The organism is Pseudomonas sp. XK-1 (assembly GCF_038069885.1).
Classification (GTDB): Bacteria; Pseudomonadota; Gammaproteobacteria; order Pseudomonadales; family Pseudomonadaceae; genus Aquipseudomonas.
In genome coordinates this window covers 366245-382690 of record NZ_JBBPES010000006.1, presented here as the reverse complement: position 1 = coordinate 382690, position 16446 = coordinate 366245, and the positions used below count along the sequence as shown (strand labels likewise).

General features: G+C 61.6%; 18 protein-coding genes. 8 read left to right on the top strand and 10 right to left on the bottom strand.

The genetic code is table 11. The features are described 5' to 3' along the window. Positions 1-481: 481 nt before the first annotated feature. Complete coding sequence (tyrS, locus tag WMW70_RS17870; protein WP_341438794.1) at positions 482-1681, bottom strand: tyrosine--tRNA ligase; 1200 nt, start codon at positions 1679-1681, stop codon at positions 482-484. Positions 1682-1894: 213 nt separating this feature from the next. On the opposite strand from tyrS, the gene WMW70_RS17865 reads away from it, so the two are divergent. Next, the gene (locus WMW70_RS17865) at positions 1895-3313 is read left to right on the top strand and encodes a peptidoglycan DD-metalloendopeptidase family protein (protein ID WP_341438793.1); all 1419 of its coding nucleotides are present in this window, start codon (positions 1895-1897) and stop codon (positions 3311-3313) included. 5 nt (positions 3314-3318) lie between these two features. After that, positions 3319-4410: an anhydro-N-acetylmuramic acid kinase gene (locus WMW70_RS17860; protein ID WP_341438792.1), complete on the top strand. Its 1092-nt coding sequence runs from the start codon at positions 3319-3321 to the stop codon at positions 4408-4410. Positions 4411-4467: 57 nt separating this feature from the next. Here WMW70_RS17860 and erpA read toward each other — a convergent pair whose 3' ends face one another. The 4 genes from erpA to argC form a co-directional block, all read right to left on the bottom strand. Continuing rightward, positions 4468-4818: an iron-sulfur cluster insertion protein ErpA gene (gene erpA, locus WMW70_RS17855; protein ID WP_325503296.1), complete on the bottom strand. Its 351-nt coding sequence runs from the start codon at positions 4816-4818 to the stop codon at positions 4468-4470. An 82-nt stretch (positions 4819-4900) separates the two neighbouring features. Then, positions 4901-5311, bottom strand: coding sequence for a bactofilin family protein (locus WMW70_RS17850; RefSeq protein ID WP_341438791.1), 411 nt, complete (start codon positions 5309-5311; stop codon positions 4901-4903). 9 nt (positions 5312-5320) lie between these two features. Beyond that, positions 5321-6004, bottom strand: a complete 684-nt coding sequence (locus WMW70_RS17845) for a DUF6776 family protein (protein ID WP_341438790.1) — start codon at positions 6002-6004, stop codon at positions 5321-5323. Between the two features lie 47 nt (positions 6005-6051). Continuing rightward, a complete protein-coding gene (gene argC, locus WMW70_RS17840; RefSeq protein ID WP_341438789.1) occupies positions 6052-7086 on the bottom strand; it encodes an N-acetyl-gamma-glutamyl-phosphate reductase in 1035 nt (344 codons plus the stop codon). Between the two features lie 134 nt (positions 7087-7220). Here argC and hemJ point away from each other — a divergent pair, with 134 nt between their 5' ends. The 3 genes from hemJ (at position 7221) to WMW70_RS17825 (ending at position 9784) form a co-directional block, all read left to right on the top strand. Next, a complete protein-coding gene (hemJ, locus tag WMW70_RS17835; protein ID WP_341438788.1) occupies positions 7221-7649 on the top strand; it encodes a protoporphyrinogen oxidase HemJ in 429 nt (142 codons plus the stop codon). Positions 7650-7701: 52 nt separating this feature from the next. Continuing rightward, entirely contained in the window at positions 7702-8664 is a 963-nt protein-coding gene (locus WMW70_RS17830; RefSeq protein WP_341438787.1) for an NAD(P)H-dependent flavin oxidoreductase, read from the top strand. Positions 8665-8839: 175 nt separating this feature from the next. After that, the gene (locus tag WMW70_RS17825; protein ID WP_341438786.1) at positions 8840-9784 is read left to right on the top strand and encodes a DUF805 domain-containing protein; all 945 of its coding nucleotides are present in this window, start codon (positions 8840-8842) and stop codon (positions 9782-9784) included. Positions 9785-9879: 95 nt separating this feature from the next. On the opposite strand, the gene WMW70_RS17820 is transcribed toward WMW70_RS17825, so the two are convergent. Then, positions 9880-11361: an AAA family ATPase gene (locus WMW70_RS17820; protein ID WP_341438785.1), complete on the bottom strand. Its 1482-nt coding sequence runs from the start codon at positions 11359-11361 to the stop codon at positions 9880-9882. Between the two features lie 79 nt (positions 11362-11440). On the opposite strand from WMW70_RS17820, the gene WMW70_RS17815 reads away from it, so the two are divergent. After that, positions 11441-11779 (top strand): histidine triad nucleotide-binding protein, encoded by a 339-nt coding sequence (locus tag WMW70_RS17815; protein WP_341438784.1) that lies wholly within the window; start codon positions 11441-11443, stop codon positions 11777-11779. Positions 11780-11872: 93 nt separating this feature from the next. Then, positions 11873-12520: a 2-polyprenyl-3-methyl-6-methoxy-1,4-benzoquinone monooxygenase gene (gene coq7, locus WMW70_RS17810; protein ID WP_325503314.1), complete on the top strand. Its 648-nt coding sequence runs from the start codon at positions 11873-11875 to the stop codon at positions 12518-12520. Positions 12521-12597: 77 nt separating this feature from the next. Here the strand turns inward: coq7 and WMW70_RS17805 are convergent, their stop codons facing one another. Next, positions 12598-13023, bottom strand: coding sequence for an OsmC family protein (locus WMW70_RS17805; RefSeq protein ID WP_341438783.1), 426 nt, complete (start codon positions 13021-13023; stop codon positions 12598-12600). 234 nt (positions 13024-13257) lie between these two features. Here WMW70_RS17805 and crp point away from each other — a divergent pair, with 234 nt between their 5' ends. Further along, positions 13258-13902, top strand: a complete 645-nt coding sequence (crp, locus tag WMW70_RS17800; RefSeq protein ID WP_136664372.1) for a cAMP-activated global transcriptional regulator CRP — start codon at positions 13258-13260, stop codon at positions 13900-13902. A 60-nt stretch (positions 13903-13962) separates the two neighbouring features. Here crp and trpC read toward each other — a convergent pair whose 3' ends face one another. Genes trpC through WMW70_RS17785 form a run of 3 tightly spaced genes read right to left on the bottom strand, consistent with a single transcriptional unit; the run spans position 13963 to position 16435 of the window. After that, positions 13963-14799, bottom strand: a complete 837-nt coding sequence (gene trpC / locus WMW70_RS17795; RefSeq protein WP_341438782.1) for an indole-3-glycerol phosphate synthase TrpC — start codon at positions 14797-14799, stop codon at positions 13963-13965. Beyond that, positions 14796-15842, bottom strand: a complete 1047-nt coding sequence (gene trpD, locus WMW70_RS17790; protein ID WP_341438781.1) for an anthranilate phosphoribosyltransferase — start codon at positions 15840-15842, stop codon at positions 14796-14798. Before trpD ends, trpC begins: the two co-directional genes overlap by 4 nt. Beyond that, the gene (locus WMW70_RS17785; RefSeq protein ID WP_341438780.1) at positions 15839-16435 is read right to left on the bottom strand and encodes an aminodeoxychorismate/anthranilate synthase component II; all 597 of its coding nucleotides are present in this window, start codon (positions 16433-16435) and stop codon (positions 15839-15841) included. Before WMW70_RS17785 ends, trpD begins: the two co-directional genes overlap by 4 nt. Between the last annotated feature and the right edge of the window lie 11 nt (positions 16436-16446).

Here is a 16446-nt window from a genome sequence, read left to right as displayed (position 1 = left end):
CAGCCTCATCTTGCGTCAAGCTGTTTTTCGAAGTTCTTTCCGAAGAAGTTCTTTCTACTCAACTACTTGCATCCCCGACCAACATCCAGCTTCTCGTTAGCGGGAGGCGAATTCTACAGCGTTTCAAACCGCTGTCAACCACCTCTTCAACCGCTACCGATCTACCTGATCGAAGCCACCAACAGGATCAAACCACCACCCTGTCAGCCCGGCGCATTCTACACAGCTTTCGCTGCTTTGCAACCTCTCTTTTAAAGCTAACTTATTGTTTTAAAATAAGTTTTCCGAGAGATCTGCGCCGGAAGAGGTGCGCATTATAGGGGCAAGCGAAGCCAGGTCAACCGATTGTTATGCTTTTGTTTCAACAACCACGAAATCAAGGGCTGTAACCACACCAGCACTCGATACGCACCGCCCGCAGAAACGACAAGGCCGTTGAAGCTGACGCTTCAACGGCCTTGTCGCACAAGCACCACGCAAGTTATTCGGCCTTAAGCGTGATACGCGCGAACGCCTTCTTGCCGGCCTGACAGACGTGCACCGCACCGACCTTATATATAAAGGAGCGATCGACCACCTCGCCATCCACACGCACACTGCCGGAGCCCAGCAGATCACGCGCCATGGCGGCATTCTTCACCAGGCCGGCTTTATTAAGCAGTGCTGCAATCGGCATATCCTCGACAGACAGCACCTCGATCTCTGGCAGATCCTCGGGCAGCTCGCCTTCCTTCATGCGGTTGCCTGCCGAGCGATGGGCATTGAGCGCGGCTTCTTCACCATGAAAGCGGGCGACAATCTCTTCGGCCAACTTGATCTTGATATCACGCGGGTTGGCCCCTTGCTCGACATCCCGCTTGAACTGCTCGATCTCTTCCATGGAGCGGAAGCTAAGCAATTCGAAGTAGCGCCACATCAGGGCATCTGGCATGGATACCAGCTTGTTGTACATGACGCCCGGCGCTTCCTGGATACCGATGTAGTTGCCCAGGGATTTGGACATCTTCTTCACGCCATCCAGACCTTCCAGCAACGGCATGGTGACGATGCACTGCGACGGCTGCCCGTAGCCACGCTGCAGCTCGCGCCCCATCAGCAGATTGAATTTCTGGTCAGTGCCGCCCAACTCGACATCCGCATGCAAGGCGACCGAGTCATAACCCTGCACCAGCGGATAGAGGAACTCGTGAATAGCGATTGGCTGGTTGGTCGAATAGCGCTTGCTGAAGTCATCGCGCTCAAGCATGCGTGCGACGGTGTACTGCGAGGTCAGACGAATGAAATCGGCCGGCCCCATCTTATCCATCCAGGTGGAGTTGAAGGCAACCTCGGTTTTCGCCGGGTCGAGAATCTTGAACACCTGGGTTTTATAAGTCTCCGCGTTCTCAAGCACCTGCTCGCGAGTCAGAGGCGGGCGAGTGGCGCTCTTGCCACTGGGATCACCGATCATTCCGGTAAAATCGCCGATCAGGAATATCACCTGATGCCCCAGCTCCTGGAACTGACGCAGCTTGTTAATAAGGACGGTATGCCCCAGGTGCAAATCCGGGGCCGTCGGATCAAAGCCTGCCTTGATACGCAGCGGCTGACCACGCTTGAGCTTCTCAACCAGTTCGGCCTCGACCAGAACCTCTTCCGCACCGCGCTTGATCAGCGCCAACTGCTCTTCAACCGACTTCATGACAGGACTCACGACCACTCAAAAACGAAAGGGAACCAACCATACAAGATCGCAGACAAATCACAAGTTTTGCCAACCGCCCGCACAGTTTAAGAGCACTCAGCGACAACCGGGGTTGCCTAGCACACGATTTGGTTATATTTTATACAGTTAGTGCATATTCATCATTTTCTTTATCTATTTCTTCTCATTTTTAAAAGTCAAAAGCCACCTATGACCCATACGACCAAAGCCCCTCCGCTTTACCCCAAGAGCCATATCCTGGCCGCCAGCGGTGTCGCCGCCTTGCTCAGCCTGGCCCTGCTGGTGTTTCCCTCCCGCGAAGTAGAAGCCAAGAAAACCTTTATCAATCTCGAGCTGGAAACCGGCTCCGAGTTCAGCGAGCAGGCGGACGAGTCCCAATCCAGCGGTAGACTGTCCCTCCAGCAGAACGCATCACCCTTCACCAGCACGGCAGACACCACCACCCGCCAGGCCGAAACGGCGCAGGAACAAGCGCAGCCGATCGAGCCCGTAGCAGAGACAGATCCGCTACAACGCAGTATTCAGGTCAGTCCGGGCGATACCCTGTCCACCATTTTTGCCAAGGTAGGCCTGCCTGCGACCACGTTGCATCAGGTATTGAGCAGCAGCAAAGAGGCCAAGCAATTCACCCGCCTGAAAGTGGGCCAGCAACTGGACTTTCAACTGGATGCCGAAGGGCAGCTTGAACGCCTCAACAGCAAGCTCAGCGACCTGGAAAGCATCGCTCTGGCGAAAACCGAGAAGGGTTACAGCTTCGAGCGCGAACTGGTCAAACCCGAGGTCCAGAGCACCTACACACACGGCGTAATCCGCAGCTCCCTGTTCCTCTCAGCCAAGCGCGCAGGCCTGTCCCACGCCCTGACCATGGAACTGGCCAACGTCTTTGGCTATGACATCGACTTTGCGATGGATATTCGCGAAGGCGACGAATTCGAGTTGATCTACGAAGAGAAAGTGGTCAACGGCAAGCGGGTCGGCACCGGCAATATTCTTTCCGCCCGCTTCACCAACCGCGGCAAGACCTACACCGCCGTGCGCTACACCAGCAAGCAAGGCACCACCAGCTACTACAGCGCCAATGGCGAGAGCATGCGCAAGGCCTTTATCCGCACCCCGGTGGACTTTGCCCGCATCAGCTCACGCTTCTCCACTGGCCGCCGCCACCCCGTACTGAACAAGATCCGCGCGCACAAGGGTGTCGACTATGCCGCACCACGCGGCACGCCAATCAAGGCCGCGGGCGATGGCCGCGTGACCCTGGCTGGCCGTCATGGCGGCTATGGCAATGCCGTGATCATTCAGCATGGCCAACGCTACCGCACCCTGTATGCGCATATGCAAGGCTTCGCCAAAGGTGTTCGCAACGGTTCGAACGTCAAGCAGGGGCAGATCATTGGTTATATCGGCACAACCGGGCTGTCCACCGGGCCGCACCTGCACTATGAATTCCAGATCAATGGCGTTCACGTCGACCCGCTGAGCCAGAAGCTGCCGATGGCCGACCCCATTGCCAGCAGCGAGAAAGCTCGCTTTATGCAGCTGAGCAAACCCTTGATGGCCCAGATGGACAAGGAAAAATCCACAGCGCTCGCCCTCAACCAGCGCTGAACACAATGCCTCTCTACCTCGGTGTGATGTCCGGAACCAGCCTGGACGGCCTGGACATCGCCCTGATCCGACAAGACCATACCACCACCCTGCTTGACACCCGCTATCTGCCGATGCCGACAGCGCTGCGCGGCGAACTGCTGGCCCTGTGCAGCCCCGGGCCCGATGAGCTAGCCCGCGCCGCCATTGCCGAACAGCAGTGGGCACGGCTTGCCGCACAAGGCATCGCCGACCTGCTCCTGCAGCACGAACTTACCCCGCAAGCCATACGCGCGATAGGCAGTCACGGCCAGACCGTTCGCCACGAGCCTGCCCGAGGCTTCACCATTCAGATAAGCAATGCAGCTCTGCTGGCCGAGTTGACGGGCATCTGTGTGGTCAGCGACTTCCGTCGCCGCGATCTGGCTGCCGGCGGGCAAGGCGCACCGCTGGTACCGGCCTTCCATGAGGCCCTGTTCGCCCAGGCGCAGAGTCGCCGGGCAATTCTCAATATCGGCGGTTTCAGCAACCTGAGCCTGCTCGACATCGACAAGCCAGTGCACGGTTTCGATTGCGGCCCTGGCAATGCCCTGCTGGATGCCTGGATTCAACGCCACAAGGGCGCAGACTACGACCAGGACGGTCAATGGGCGGCAACCGGCCAGGTACAGGCGACATTGCTGCAAGCTCTGCTCGGCGATGCCTTTTTCCAGACCCAGGGACCGAAAAGTACCGGGCGCGAGCTATTCAATCTGCCCTGGCTGGACCTGCACCTGGCAGCTCTTCCCCGCTATACCGCCGAAGACGTACAGGCAACCCTGCTCGAGCTGACCGCGCAAAGCATTGTCGCGGCCCTACAAGCCGCCCAGGAGCATACCGACGAGCTTCTGGTATGCGGTGGCGGCGCACGCAACCTGACGCTGATGCAGCGTCTGTCCACCCTGCTGCCGGACAGCCGCGTCAGCAGCACCGACGCCCATGGTGTACCCGCCGACTGGGTCGAAGCCATGGCCTTTGCCTGGCTGGCGCATTGCTGCCTGGAAGGCATCCCGGCCAACCGCCCCAGCGTCACGGGCGCGCAAGGCCTGCGCATTCTCGGTGCCATCTACCCCGCCTGAGGCCATAAACGACAACGCCGTGCATGGGCACGGCGTTGTGTTGAAGAGCGGTCCTGATCAGATCGAAAACGAGGAGCCGCAACCGCAGGTGGTGGCAGCATTCGGATTCTTGATCACGAAACGCGAGCCTTCCAGGCCTTCCTGATAATCGACTTCGGCACCGGCCAGATACTGGAAACTCATCGGGTCAACCACCAGGCTCACGCCTTCGCGCTCGACTATGGTGTCGTCCTCGGCCACTTCTTCATCGAAGGTAAAACCATACTGGAAACCAGAACAGCCGCCCCCCGTGACGAATACGCGCAACTTCAGGCGCGGATTGCCCTCTTCATCGACCAGGTTCTTCACCTTGTTCGCCGCGCCCTGAGTGAAGACCAAGGCCGTAGGGGTGAAGGTTTCGACGCTCATGCTGACTAACTCCCGGCGCTAAGCGCCATACTCATACTGCGTTGTGGCTGGCATTATCCGCTTACCTGAGAAAAGCGGTCAACTATTCTACCAAATCGAGGTTTTCCGGTAACTCCAGCGGTCGCATCTCGTCGCTCAGGTGACAGAGCCGCCCTTCGATCTGCGCGCCCATGGCCATTTCCATCAGACCGTAATAGAGATTGCCGCGCACCCGGGCCCGAGCCCCCAGCTCCAGATGAGCGCTGGCATGGACATCGCCGATCACCTCACCGTCAATCAGTACATGGGGGGCGCGGACCTCGCCTTCAACCTGCCCCTGCACACTGACCCGTACCATGCCTTCGCTGGCCAGCAGGTTGCCGCTGACCTTGCCATCGACCTGCACCGCGCCCTGAAAACGCAGGTTACCCTGCAACTCGGCCCCCACGGCAATCAAACTGGTCTTGCCGTTAAAGCGTTGCAGATCGGTCTTGCTCTTTTCTTTATTCCACATCAGGAAGAATTACTCCTCTTCGCCCCATTTGAATGTACGCAGCAGCGGCTTTTCACCCTGCACTTCGGCCGCCACCTTGACCTCGCGCGGCACAAAACCCTCGGGCAGCCTCAGCTCGGCAAAACGACCCGCTTCGGGAATCGCCTGAAAATGCTTGAATGCGAAAGGGATGGCCTGGCCAGGCAAGGCATCGGCCAGCCCCTCGGTCAAGGCGGCCAGTTCCAAGGCGACCTCCTTGCCGGCACGCTGCCCTGTCACGGTGACCCGCAACTGCCCTTGTAGCGGCTTGTCGCTCTTGCCGACCCGGCTCAGCAGTATCTTGTAGCGGAACAGCCCGGGGCTGTCCGTAGCCTGCACCTCAAAGGTCTTGATACGCAGCCCTTCGCGACGAGTGGCAGGGGCGAGAACGCCCTTATAGAACGCCAGATCCTGCTGTTGCTTGTAGATCTGCTCTTCCAGCAGCTTGATGGTCAGACGACTCTGCTCATTGGCTTGCTGGGCAACCTGTTCTCCGCTGCTGACGACAGCCAGGCGCTGACGCAGCGTGTCCAGCTCCTGATCCTGCTCAAGGATGCGGGCCTGCAAGGGTTGCTGACCGTCGACCAGTCCCTGGGTCGTCCGCGCCTGCCACCAGCCGCCAGCATAGAACGCCAGCGGCACGGCCAGCAGCAACAGCCACAGGGCCAGCCGCACACGCCTGGCCTGCCCAGGATTGCTGGGGCGGACCTCCCACCCCGCCATCAGGGCAACATGGCTGCGTGGGACAGACCGAGGCGCTCATCCACGCCGAAGAGAATGTTCATATTCTGCACTGCCTGCCCCGAAGCGCCCTTGACCAGGTTATCGATCACCGACAGCACCACCACCAGATCGCCGTCCTGGGGACGGTGTACGGCAATCCGGCAAACGTTGGCACCCCGCACACTGCGGGTTTCCGGGTGGCTGCCTGCGGGCATTACATCGACGAAGGGCTCATCGGCGTAACGCTGCTCATACAGGGCCTGCAGATCCACCGAGCGATCCACCACCGCCGCATAGAGGGTGGCGTGGATACCGCGGATCATCGGCGTCAGGTGCGGCACAAAGGTCAAACCCACGTCGCTGCCAGCGGCGCGACGCAAACCCTGGCGAATCTCCGGCAGATGGCGATGACCCTTGACGCCATAGGCCTTCATGCTTTCGCCGGCTTCGCTGAACAGCGAGCCGACGCTGGCACCGCGCCCGGCACCGCTGACCCCGGACTTGCAGTCGGCAATCAGGCTCGAGGCATCGGCCAGACCGGCTTCCAGCAACGGGATCAGGCCCAGCTGCGCAGCGGTCGGGTAGCAACCGGGCACGGCGATCAGGCGCGCCTGCCTGATCGCTTCGCGATTGACTTCCGGCAGGCCGTACACCGCTTCCGGCAGCAGGTCCGGTGCGCCGTGGGGCTGGCCGTACCAGCGGGCCCATTCGTCGGCATCCTGCAGACGGAAGTCGGCGGACAGGTCGATCACCTTGGTCCCCGCCGCCAGCAGTTCACCCGCCAGGGCATGGGCGACGCCATGGGGCGTGGCGAAGAACACCACATCGCACGCGCCCAGGGTCGCCACGTCCGGCACGCTGAAGGCCAGGCCGTCGTAATGACCGCGCAGGTTCGGGTACATCTCGTCGACGCGCATGCCCGCCTCGGAGCGCGAGGTAATCACCTGCACCTGCGCCTGCGGGTGCTGCGCCAGCAAACGCAACAGCTCGACACCGGTATAACCCGTGCCGCCGACGATTCCGACCTTGATCATCACTTGCCCCTTGCAATAACGTCATTGGAAAGCTGCCGATGATAAGGCCGCTTCGGCCAGGGGCCAACCGCCAGGATGACGGATAGTGCGGTGAGCACTACTATCGGGGCACTTTATTTCCCCAGGATCGAACAATGCTCTATCTGTGGCTCAAAGCCCTGCACATTATTGCCATGGTCTGCTGGTTCGCCGGGCTGTTCTATTTGCCACGCCTATTCGTCTACCACGCCATGAGCGAAGACTCCGCCAGCCGCGAACGCTTCTGCATCATGGAGCGCAAGCTGTACCGCGGCATCATGTGGCCCTCGATGATCGCCACCATCGGCCTCGGCCTGTGGCTGCTCAGCCTCAATCCCGCGTATTACTTCAGCCAGGGCTGGATGCACGCCAAGCTCAGCCTGGTGCTCGTGCTGGTGGCTTATCAGCTGATGTGCGGTGCCCAGCTCAAGGCCTTCGCCCGCGGCGAGAACCGTCGCAGCCACGTGTTCTACCGCTGGTTCAACGAGGCCCCGGTCCTGGCGCTGCTGGCCATCGTGATTCTGGTGGTGGTCAAACCCTTCTGACGGCATGCCGTACGCAGCACGCCAACCACTTCCCTGCCCATAGGAAATCTCCATGTCCCTACCTGCCCTGCTCGAACAACGCCTGCGCCTGCCGGTAGTCGCCGCGCCGATGTTTCTGGTCTCCAACCCGCAACTGGTACTTGCCTGTTGCCGCGGCGGCATAGTCGGCAGCTTCCCGGCCCTCAACCAGCGTGAAAGCAGCGGTTTCAAGGCCTGGCTGGAAGAGATCGAGGCCGGTCTGGACGCGCAGTGCGCGCCCTATGCGGTGAACCTGATCGTACATGGCAGCAATCCGCGTCTGCAGGCGGACCTGGCCATCTGCGTCGAGCACCGCGTGCCTATCGTGATTACCAGCCTGGGGGCGGCGAAGGAAGTGGTGGATGCGGTGCACAGCTATGGCGGCCTGGTGTTTCACGACGTCACCACCCGCCGCCACGCCGAGAAGGCCGCCGCCGCGGGGGTCGACGGCCTGATCGCGGTGGCCGCAGGCGCAGGCGGACATGCCGGCACCTGGAGCCCCTTCGCCCTGATCGCGGAAATTCGCCAGTTCTTCGACAAGACACTGCTGCTGGCCGGCTGCCTTAACCGGGGGCACGAAGTACTTGCCGCCCAACTGCTGGGGGCGGATCTGGCCTACCTCGGCACCCGGCTGATCGCCACCCAGGAAAATGCCGCATCAGAGGCCTACAAGCAGATGCTGCTCGACGCCCAGGCCGCCGACATCATTCATACCCCGGCCGTCTCCGGGGTACCGGCGAGCTTTATGCGCCAGAGCCTGGAGCTGGCCGGCTACGACCTCAAGCAGCTGCAGAACAAGGGCGAGATCAATTACGGCGAGAAGCTCAAGCCGATGGATGAGGAAGCCAAGGCCTGGAAAACCGTGTGGTCTGCCGGCCAGGGCGTTGGCGGGATCGGCGACCTGCCGAGCGTCGAGCAGTTGATCGCACGCCTGGACAGCGAATACCGTGCCGCCTGCCAGCAGGCCCAGCAGCTGCAGCAACGCTGGCCACGATAAGGCCCGCCGCCCCTCAGTCGCCTCAGGTGCGAAAGCCGGCCGCGCGTCGGCCGGTTTGAGGCCGCAGGCAGAGTGTGATGGATGCCCATATTTACAGCTCAGGCTGCTTGTTCACTGGGCTGTGGGCCAGCTAGTCTGTAGCGAAACCCTCCCAGGCACCGACAAGGAAGCCGATATGAATCAAGCCCGTTTCAAGATTGTCTTCAGCGGCGAGCTGATGCCCGACGTGGCCCTGGAAACCGTCAAGGACAACCTCTCACGCCTGTTTAAAAGCGACGGCGCGCGTATCAATGCGCTCTTTAGCGGCAGCGCCATCGAGATCAAGCGCAACCTGAGCGAAAGCGAGGCTGATCAGTACCTCAGCGCTCTGCAACGCGCCGGTGCCAAGGTGCGCAAGGAACAGGACCTGGTGGCGGGCCTGAGCCTGGTAGACAACGATAATCACCCGCCTACCAGCAGCACGCCTGCGCCAGCCAACGAGATGACCTGCCCCAAGTGCGGCCACCAGCAGGCCAAGTCGGCCGAATGCAGCGCCTGCGGCATCATCATTGAGAAATTTATCGCCCGTCAGGCCATGTTTGGCGACAGCACAGCGGCCGATGCCGGCCCTGCCACGACGCCCTATGCCACACCCAAGGCGGCAGTTGCCGAGAGCCTGCCGGAGTTCGGCGAGCTGAAGGTGTTTACCACCGACGGGCGAATCGGTCGCCTGCGTTACCTGGCCTGGTCGATGGGCCTGCTGCTCGCCTGCATGCCCGTGTTCGCAGTGGCGGCCGGCTTCTTCGCCGTGTCGGAGATTCTGGGCGGCCTGCTGGTAGCCCTGGCGGGTATCGCCGTAATGGTGGCCGGTATCATGTTTGGCGTGCAGCGCCTGCACGATATCGGCTGGTCCGGCTGGGTGCTGCTGTTGAGCCTGGTGCCGGTGGTGGGCGGGGTGTTCTCCCTGCTGCTGTTTATCATCCCCGGCAGCACCGAGGCCAATCGCTTCGGCCCACCGCCACCGCCTAACAGCACCGCGGTCAAGGTTCTGGCGGCACTCTGGCTGGCCGTTATCCTGATCAGCATCATTGCCGCCATCGCCCTACCGGCCTATATGGGCTATGCCGACGCAGGCCTTTGATCGCCAACCGCATGGGGCCACAACGGCCCCATCGCTCCCCCCTACTACACCCGAACAATCCATCCGCCATCTGCAACGACCGCTGCCATGGCCGGCTAACCGGCACTCACCGTACGACCATCCGCCCAGGTGCGCAGGGCCGCGAGATCCTCGGCCATGATCACCGACAGCGGCGCGGTGCTCTGGATGGCGTGCAGTAGCAATGCCTGATCGACCGGCTGCTGCTGCGCCTGCGCGGCATACAGGGCGCTGACCACCACCTGCTCGATCTCCGCCCCGGAAAACCCGGCGCTGGCCTGCGCCAGTAGCGCCAGATCAAAGCTGTTCGGTTCCAGTTCCCGGCGCACCAGGTGAATGCGGAAGATCTCGGCACGCACCGCGGAATCGGGCAGGTCGACGAAAAACAGCTCATCGAAACGGCCCTTGCGCACCAGCTCGGGCGGCAGCCGCGCGATCACGTTGGCCGTGGCCACCATGAACACCGGAGCCTTGCGCTCGGCCATCCAGGTCAACAGGGTGCCGAGCACCCGCTGGCTGACGCCACCGTCGTGATCGCCGCTGGCCAGGCCCTTCTCGATCTCGTCGATCCACAGCACACAGGGGGCCATCTGCTCGGCCAGCTTGAGGGCGTCACGCAGATTGCGCTCAGTCTCGCCGAAGAACTTGTTGTACAGACAGGCAAAGTCCAGGCGCAACAACGGCAGCCCCCAGAGCCCGGCCACGGCCTTGGCCGCCAGGCTCTTGCCGCCGCCCTGCACGCCGACCAGCAGTACGCCTTTGGGCAGATCGCTGCCCTTGCCCTCGAGGAAGATGCCCTGGCGCTCGGCCAGCCAGCGCTTGAGGTTGCCCAGCCCACCCACCTCGGCGAAGCGTGCGGTGTCGTACTCGAAGCTCAGCACGCCTTCCAGGTCGAGCAGCTGGAACTTGGTCTTGTTGAGCTCGGGAATATCTTCCTGGGTAATGGCACCGTCATCGCAGATTACATTGCGCGCCAGGGCGCGAGCCTCGGCATGGCTGAGGCCGCGCAGGTTCTTCACCACCTGCTGCAGGGTACGGTTATCGGTACGCACCCGAGCATTGCGATTGCGCGCACTCCAGGCGCTGGCCTCGTCACGGACAATCGCCAGCAACTCGTCTTCGCTGGGCAGCGCCAGGCTGAAGCGCGAAGCATAGCGCTGCACCTCCGGCGGCAACTTGCAAGCGTGGGAGACCAGCACCAGGGTCGGGCCGCCGGGCGGCTCGCGCATGGCGACCTCCTTGAGCAGGCGCACCAGCCTGGGGTTGTCCTCCAGAAAGGGATGCAGGTCGCACATGACATAGAGGGTCGGCTGCGAATCCGCCTTGATCAGGCGCAACGCCGCTTCCGGCTCCAGGGTCTCGGCGTCGGTCTGGCTATCGCCGGCAAAACCGAGGCGCTGCAGGCCCTCGGTCACCGACCAGACCTGCAGCCCCAGGCCGCGGCGCAGCGCCAGGCCGGTGAGGGTTTGCAACACCCGCGGCTCGTCCCAGGACTCGATCAGGATCAGCCTGGCCTTGGAATCGAGCACCAGGCCCAGATCATGGATATCGTTCTTCACACACACCCCTTGTCCACTGGTCGGGCAGCACTGGGCCCCGTTAAACTCGGGGCTCTTTCAACAGGCCAGGAGACTGTCCATGGACTGTCTGTTCTGCAGAATCGTCGCCGGGGAAATCCCCGCACGCAAGCTTTATGAAGATGACCAGGTGATCGCCTTCCACGATATCGGCCCACAGGCACCGGTGCACTTTCTGGTTATCCCGAAAAAACATATCAGCACCCTCAATGACCTGAGCGAAGCTGACAAGCTGCTGGCCGGGCATATCCTCTTTACCGCCCAACGCCTGGCCAGGGAGCAAGGCTGCGAGGAAGGCTTTCGCGTGGTGATGAACTGCAATGACCTGGGCGGCCAGACCGTGCACCACATCCATATGCACGTACTTGGTCAGCGCCAGATGACCTGGCCGCCGGGCTGATGCACAACAGCGGGACGCGCAGAGCTGATCCGGGTCAAACCTTATCCAGCGGATTGGAGTAAACTGCCTGGGTTTTCAGCGCCGGAGGTCCCCATGGCCAACGAACGTCATTTCTCACCTGTCGATCGTCTACTGCTGCAGGCCGATGCCGCCCTGCGCACCCTGCTGCCGTTCAGCGGCCAGCCCGGCAGGCCATCGCCGGCCATTGTCCAGCCCGAAGCCGAACTGGATGAACTGCAGGCCCAACATGTCGCCGGCCTGATGCGCATCAACCACACCGGCGAGGTCTGCGCCCAGGCGCTGTACCAGGGCCAGGCCCTGACCGCCAAGTTGCCCCAGGTGCGCAAGGCCATGGAACATGCCGCCGACGAGGAAATCGATCACCTGGCCTGGTGCGAGCAGCGCATCCGCCAGCTCGGCAGCCAGCCAAGCATTCTCAACCCGCTGTTCTATGGTTTGTCCTTTGGCGTGGGCGCAGCTGCCGGCCTGATCAGCGACAAGGTCAGCCTGGGTTTTGTCGCCGCCACCGAAGACCAGGTGGTCAAGCACCTCGACGAACACCTGCAGCAGATCCCCGAGGGGGACCTGAAGTCCCGCGCCATCCTCGAACAGATGCGCACGGACGAAGAGCAGCACGCCACCAGCGCCCTTGAGGCCGGCGGCCTGCGCTTCCCGGCACCGGTGAAGTTCGGCATGAGCCTGCTGGCCAAGGTGATGACCAAAAGCACCTATCGGCTCTGACCCAACAGGGGTTTGTAGACATAAAGAAGGGCACCCGCGGGTGCCCTTCCTTTTAGCGGTTTCGCGCCGGCTTAGGCTTAAGCGCCCAGTTCGACTATCTCGTAATCGTGGCTGATCTCGACGCCGGCACGGCCGAGCATGATCGAGGCCGAGCAGTATTTCTCCGCCGACAGCTCCACCGCCCGCTTGACCTGGGCCTCTTTCAGGCCGCGGCCCTTGACCACGAAGTGCAGGTGGATCTTGGTAAACACCTTGGGCTCTTCAGTGGCGCGCTCGGCCTCGACAAAGGCCTCGCAGCTTTCCACCGCCTGGCGGGATTTTTTCAGGATGCTGACCACATCGAAGTTGCTGCAGCCACCCAGGCCGATCAGCAGCATCTCCATGGGGCGCACACCCAGATTGCGGCCACCGCTCTCCGGCGGGCCATCCATCACCACTGCATGGCCACTGCCCGACTCGCCGATAAACAGGGCTTCACCGGCCCACTGAATGCGCGCTTTCATTACTCAGGCTCCGCTGTTAAAAAGGGAGGCAGCTTAGCACAGCACTTTTCGCAACCCGATACCGGCAAGGGACCCAAGAGTTCCCGGCCAGATGTTAGCTACGTCGCAAAACAAGCCCTGTGCAGACAAGCTCTGTTAAGCTGACGCCGGTTTACTGGCACACTTGAATGGATAACTAAAAAAAAAATCTGCCTGTCGGACAAAGGCTTACCTTATAAATTTCGGGACTCGGGCATGGTCGCAATTACCCTTACACCAAAAATAAAGAATCTCGACAAACTCCTCGCACACTGTCACCGCCGCCGCTATACGGCAAAAAGCACCATCATCTATGCCGGCGATCGTTGCGAAACCCTGTTCTTTATCGTCAAGGGGTCGGTCACCATCCTGATCGAAGACGATGATGGCCGCGAAATGATCATCGCCTACCTCAACTCGGGGGACTTCTTCGGCGAGATGGGCCTGTTCGAAAAGGACGGCACCGAGAAGGAACGCAGCGCCTGGGTACGGGCCAAGACCGAGTGTGAAGTGGCGGAGCTGAGCTACGCCAAGTTCCGCGAACTGACCCAGCAGGATCCGGATATCCTCTACGCCCTCGGCAGCCAGATGGCCGAACGCCTGCGCAACACCACGCGCAAGGTCGGCGACCTGGCCTTCCTCGACGTCACCGGTCGCGTCGCTCGCACCCTGCTCGACCTGTGCAAGCAACCCGATGCCATGACCCACCCGGATGGCATGCAGATCAAGATTACCCGCCAGGAAATCGGCCGCATCGTCGGCTGCTCCCGCGAGATGGTCGGCCGCGTGCTCAAGGCCCTGGAAGAACAGGGCCTGGTCAACGTCAAGGGCAAGACCATGGTGGTGTTTGGCACGCGCTAAGCAGCATGCTAGAGACATAAAAAAGCCGACGCATGCGTCGGCTTTTTTATGTCTGTTGCGTCAGTCCACGTCGGGCGAGGCGACTGCCCGCTTGCGCTCTGGAAAGAACAGTCGCTCCAGCTCCGCCCCTGGGTTATCGGCACGCATAAAGGCTTCGCCGACCAGAAAGGCATACACCTCGCTGATTTCCATCAGCTCGACATCGGCGCGATTGAGGATGCCGCTCTCGGTCACTACCAGGCGATCGCGGGGAATCCTTGGCAGCAGATCCAGGGTGGTCTCCAGATTCAGCTCGAAGGTGTGCAGGTTACGGTTGTTGATGCCCAGCAGCGGCGTGTCGAGGGTCTTCAGCGCCCGTTCCAGTTCGTCGCCATCGTGTACCTCCACCAGTACATCCAGATCGAAGGCCTTGGCGGTCGCTGCCAGCTCGGCCATCTGCCCGTCATCCAGGGCCGAGACGATCAGCAGCACGCAGTCGGCCCCCAGGGCGCGGGCTTCGACTATCTGGTAGGGGTCGATCATAAAGTCCTTGCGGATCACCGGCAGCGAGCAGGCCGAACGGGCTTCCTGCAGGTAGCTGTCAGCGCCCTGGAAGAAATCCACATCGGTCAGCACCGACAGGCAGGTAGCCCCACCGGCGGCATAACTCCGGGCAATCTCGGCGGGCACGAAGTGCTCACGCAGTACGCCTTTGCTCGGCGAGGCCTTCTTGATTTCGGCGATTACCGCCGGCTGTTTGCGCTTGGCCTGGGCCAGCAGGGCATTGGCGAAGCCGCGCGGGGCATCGGCGCTACGGGCCTGCTGCTCGAGTTCGGCCAGGCTGACGGTGGCGCGGCGGGCGGCGACTTCCTCGACCTTGCGCGCCAGGATTTTTTCCAGAACCGTTGGAATACTCACCCTGCATTCTCCTGCTTGTAAACCGCGGTAAAGGACACCAGTTCCTGCAGTTTTTCCCAGGCCAGGCCGGTATGCAGGGCATCATGGGCGCGCTGCACACCCTCCTTGAGGGTAGCAGCCAGATCGGCAGCGTAGATCGCCGCACCGGCATTCAGGGCGATCAGGTCCGCCGCCTTCTGCCCCTGCTCGGTCTTGCGCTTGGTCAGGGCATCGCGGATCAGCGCCAGGGACTCGGCGGCATCCTCCACGGTCAGGCCGATCAGGCTCTGGCTCTTGATGCCGAAGTCCTCCGGCTGAATGCTGTACTCGCTCACCACGCCATCCTTCAGTTCGGCAACGAAGGTCGGTGCGGCCAGGCTGATCTCATCCAGGCCGTCCTGGGCGTGCACCACCAGCACATGCTCGCTGCCCAGACGCTGCAGCACTTCGGCCAGAGGCCGGCACAGCGCCTTGCTGAATACGCCGAGCACCTGATGTTTGACCCCAGCCGGGTTGGTCATCGGCCCGAGCATATTGAAGATGGTGCGCAGACCCAGTTCGCGGCGCGGGCCGATGGCGTACTTCATCGCACCATGGTGAGCAGGGGCGAACATAAAGCCGACGCCGACGCTTTCCACGCAGCGCGCCACCTGCTCGGGGGCCAGGTTGAGATAGACCCCGGCGGTTTCCAGCAGATCGGCGCTACCGCTCTTGCCGGATACCGCGCGATTGCCGTGCTTGGCAACCTGGCCACCGGCGGCGGCAACCACAAAGGCCGCGGCGGTGGAGACGTTGAAGATATTCATGCCATCGCCACCGGTGCCGCAGGTGTCGACCAGATGAGCGGCGTCGATCTGCACCGGCGCGGCCAGTTCACGCATCAGCTGCGCGGCACCGACTATCTCGTCGATGGTCTCGCTCTTCATGCGCAGGCCCATCAGAAAGGCACCGATCTGCGCGTCGGTGCACTGGCCGGTCATGATCTCGCGCATCACGTCCTGCATCTCGGCGGTGTTCAGGTCGAGCTGGTTGACCACCCGGTTAAGGGCTTCCTTGATATTCATTGGCGCACGCCTCCTTGTTGCTTGAGGAAGTTGGCAAAGAGTTCATGACCCTGCTCGGTGAGGATCGACTCGGGGTGAAACTGCACGCCCTCGATATGCAGGATCTTGTGGCGCAGGCCCATAATTTCGTCCACCGAGCCGTCCTCGTGCTGAGTCCATGCGGTGACTTCCAGGCAGGCCGGCAGGGTTTCACGCTTGACCACCAGGGAATGATAGCGGGTCACGGTCAGCGGATTATTCAGGCCGGCGAACATACCCAGATCCTTGTGGAACACCGGGCTGGTCTTGCCGTGCATCACCTGACGGGCGCGCACCACATCGCCACCGAAGGCCTGACCAATGCTCTGGTGGCCGAGGCACACGCCGAGAATCGGCAGCTTGCCGGCAAAGTGCAGGATGGCCTCAATGGACACCCCGGCCTCGGTCGGCGTGCAGGGGCCCGGTGACACCACGATACGTTCGGGCTGCAGAGCCTCAATCTCGGCAATCGACAGTTCGTCATTGCGGATCACATGCACGTCAGCCCCCAGTTCACCCAGGTACTGCACCACGTTGTAGGTAAAGGAGTCGTAGTTATCGATCATCAAAAGCATGGCGGGACTCC